2 protein-coding genes and 1 pseudogene are annotated in these 2886 nt (G+C 75.6%); 1 reads left to right on the top strand and 2 read right to left on the bottom strand.

Annotated elements, in window-relative coordinates; all coding sequences use genetic code 11:
- Positions 1-97 precede the first annotated feature (97 nt).
- Entirely contained in the window at positions 98-1408 is a 1311-nt protein-coding gene (locus ACWEVO_RS34165) for an acyltransferase family protein (protein ID WP_452311544.1), read from the top strand.
- Positions 1409-1804: 396 nt separating this feature from the next.
- Here ACWEVO_RS34165 and ACWEVO_RS34170 read toward each other — a convergent pair whose 3' ends face one another.
- Positions 1805-2755 (bottom strand): VWA domain-containing protein, encoded by a 951-nt coding sequence (locus ACWEVO_RS34170; protein ID WP_452311545.1) that lies wholly within the window; start codon positions 2753-2755, stop codon positions 1805-1807.
- Positions 2752-2886: pseudogene (locus ACWEVO_RS34175) on the bottom strand (DUF58 domain-containing protein); the annotation flags it as partial. The gene ACWEVO_RS34170 and the pseudogene ACWEVO_RS34175, both read right to left, overlap by 4 nt.

The raw sequence follows: 2886 nt of genomic DNA on the forward strand, positions 1-2886 counted from the left end.
TCACCGGGCACGACGGCTACCTGGCGCCCGGCACGGCGACCCTGCCGGCGGTCGCCGCCGTGGTGCTCGGGGACGCCGTCCGGGCGGGGGTCGCGCGATGAGGGATCGCACGGTGGACGGCCTGCGCGCGTACGCCATCGCGGGCGTGGTGCTGGGGCACTGGCTGGTCACCGCGCTGGTGCTGGCACCCGACGGGACGCTGCACCAGGCCGGCCCGCTGGCCGCCATGCCGGCGCTGGCCCCGGCCAGTTGGCTGTTCCAGACCCTGGGCCTGTTTTTCTTCGCCGCCGGTCACGCCGCCGCCCGAGCGCTGGCCCGCTTTCCCGGCAGTCCCCCGCGCTGGCTGCTACGACGGCTGGGACGCCTGGTCCCGCCCGCCGTGGCGCTGCTCGGCGTGGGCGCCGCCGTCCTGTTGGTCGCCATCGTGCTGGGCGTGCCGGACGACACCCTCGAGGTCGCGGTCACGCTGACGATCAGTCCGATCTGGTTCCTGCTCCCCCTGGTCGCTCTCTCCGCGCTGACCGCGCCGCTGCTGGCCGCCCTACGGCGCTGGGGACCGGCGCGCTGCGTGGCGCCCGCGATCGCGGTGGTCGCGGGGACCGATCTCGCCGTACGCCTGCCGGCGGTGTCCCCCTGGCTGCTGCCGGTCGCCGTCACCGCCGCCTGGTCGGTGCCCTACCTGATCGGGCTGGCGCACGCCGAGGGCCGGCTCGCCGGGCGTCGCCCGGCCCTGACGTTGGCCGTCGTCGGGGCCGTCGCGCTGGCCGCGCTGATCGCCCTCGGCTACCCGGTCAGCGCCGTCGGGGTGCCCGGCGCCGGCCGGTCCAACCTGAGCCCGCCCTCGCTGTTCGCCATCGCCCTGGCCGCGCTCCAGATCGGGGTCGGGTTGTCGGCCCGGCCGCTACTCCTCCGACTGCTGGACCGCCCGGGCGCGGCCGGGCTGGTGCGCCGGGTGAACCGGCACGCGATGCGCATCTACCTCTGCCACCAGCCGGTCCTCGTCGGCGTCAGCGCGCTCGCCGCCCGGTTCGCCGGTCCGCTGCCCGGGCTGCACACCCCGCCCGACGGCCCCGGCTGGGTGGCCGCCCGGCTCTGCTGGCTGCCGGTCCTCGCCCTGGTTCTGGTGGTGCTGGTGCGCTCCGGCCACGGATCCACCGAGGCGCGTCGGGGCGGCTCGCCGGAGCGACGGCCGGGGCTCGGCGGGTCCGGCGCCGGGCCGCTGTCCGGCTTCCAGCCGGGCGGTTCCCGCGCCGGGGCAGGGTCCGAAACCGTCGCCGGAGCGGTCGACCGGACGACCCGGGTGAGCCGGTCGGCCGAGTGCGTGCCCGGCGCTACCCGGGTGTACGATGATCCCGTTTGCGGGCCGCAGATCGCCCGCCGTTCGGGCCCCGCCGACCGCAGGAGGTGATCGCTGTGCGAGATAGCGATCCTCCCAGTCGTGGCCGGGCCGACCGTCAGCCCCGCTGAGCCACGACTCAGTCGGCAGCGCTGACCCGCTTCCCGCCCCCGCACCGCCCGTCTCCTCGGCCACCGGCCGGGGCGACGTGCTGCGCGGCCCGATCGGGCCGCCCGCGGCGGAGCACCCGGTCACGACTTCGTGTGCGCACGTCCTGATCCACCCCCCGCGGTCCGGCCCCGCGCCGCCCGGACCGCCGTCGCCACGGAGCAGTCCCATGAGCCGTTACGTCGCCCCGCTGGGCTTCACCCTCGCCGCCGTCTGGGTGGCCGTCCTCTTCGTCCTGGCCGGCGGCGGTCACTGACCGCGCCGGCCGGGGCCCGGCCACCGCCGGACCCCGGCCCCGCCTCAGATCAGGCGGGACGACCAGACCAGGCTCAGCGCACCCGCGCAGAGGGCGAACAGCAGCGCGATCCCCGCGTACCACTGGGTAATCTCCCGCGGCTCGGTCCGGAACCCGATCGAGCTGCCCATGTCCTGGTAGACCCGCTTCAGCTCACTCACCGAGGCCGCCTCGTAAAAGTAGCCCTGGGTGGTCTCCGCGAGCTGCGACAGCGCCATCCGGTCCACCGGCACCCGCTGGAGCTGGCCGCCGATGTCGACCTGACCCGAGTCGGTGCCGAACGCGATGGTGGAGACCGGCACGTTCGCCGCCTGCGCCGCCGCGGCGGCCTCCTCCACCGACCGCCCCGCGGTCCGGTAACCGTCGGACAGCAGCACGATCCGGGCCGGCGGGATCCCGGCCGCACCGTCGGCGGGCACCGAACGGATCGCCTCCAGGCAGGTGAAGACCGCCTCTCCGGTGGCCGTCGCCTCGGCCAGTACCAGGCCGTCGATGGCGGTGGTCACCGCGCCCCGGTCCTTGGTCGGCGGCACCAGCACGTTGGCCGACTTCGCGAACGAGACCAACCCGAGGTTGTAGCTCTCCGGCAGCTCCCCGACGAACTGCTTGGCCGCCTCCTGGGCGGCCTCGAGCCGGTTCGGCGCCACGTCGTCGGCCTGCATGGAGAGCGACACGTCGATGGCCAGCATCACCGTGGCCCGCTCCAGCGGCTCCTTGGTGTCCACCGCCGGCCGGGCCAGCGCGGTGGCCAGCACCAGCAGGCAGAGCAGGAACGCGCTGGCCGCGACGTGCCGCCGCCAGCCCAGTCCCTTCGGGGCGAGGGTCCGCAGCAGGTCCACGTTGGTGAACCGCATCGCGTAGGCGCGGCGGTGCAGCTGCCGCCAGACGTACGCGGCGGCCAGGGCGAGCACCGGCAGCGCGGCCAGCAGCCACCACGGTTGCAGAAAACGGATCATCGTGTCGTCCCTCGGGTACGGGCGTGCCGCTGCGCGGCCACGAATCGCACCATGTCCAGCAGCCAGTCTCGGTCGGTACGCAGCCGCAGGTGGGCCGCCCCGGCGGCGCGCAGCTCGGCGGCGACCGCCGC

The organism is Micromonospora sp. NPDC003776, assembly GCF_053605645.1.

Bases quoted from the DNA above. Each gene is read 5' to 3' on its own strand.
- ACWEVO_RS34165 (WP_452311544.1), top strand. From the start codon at position 98: ATGAGGGATCGCACGGTGGACGGCCTGCGCGCGTACGCCATCGCGGGC.
- ACWEVO_RS34170 (WP_452311545.1), bottom strand. From the start codon at position 2,755: ATGATCCGTTTTCTGCAACCGTGGTGGCTGCTGGCCGCGCTGCCGGTG.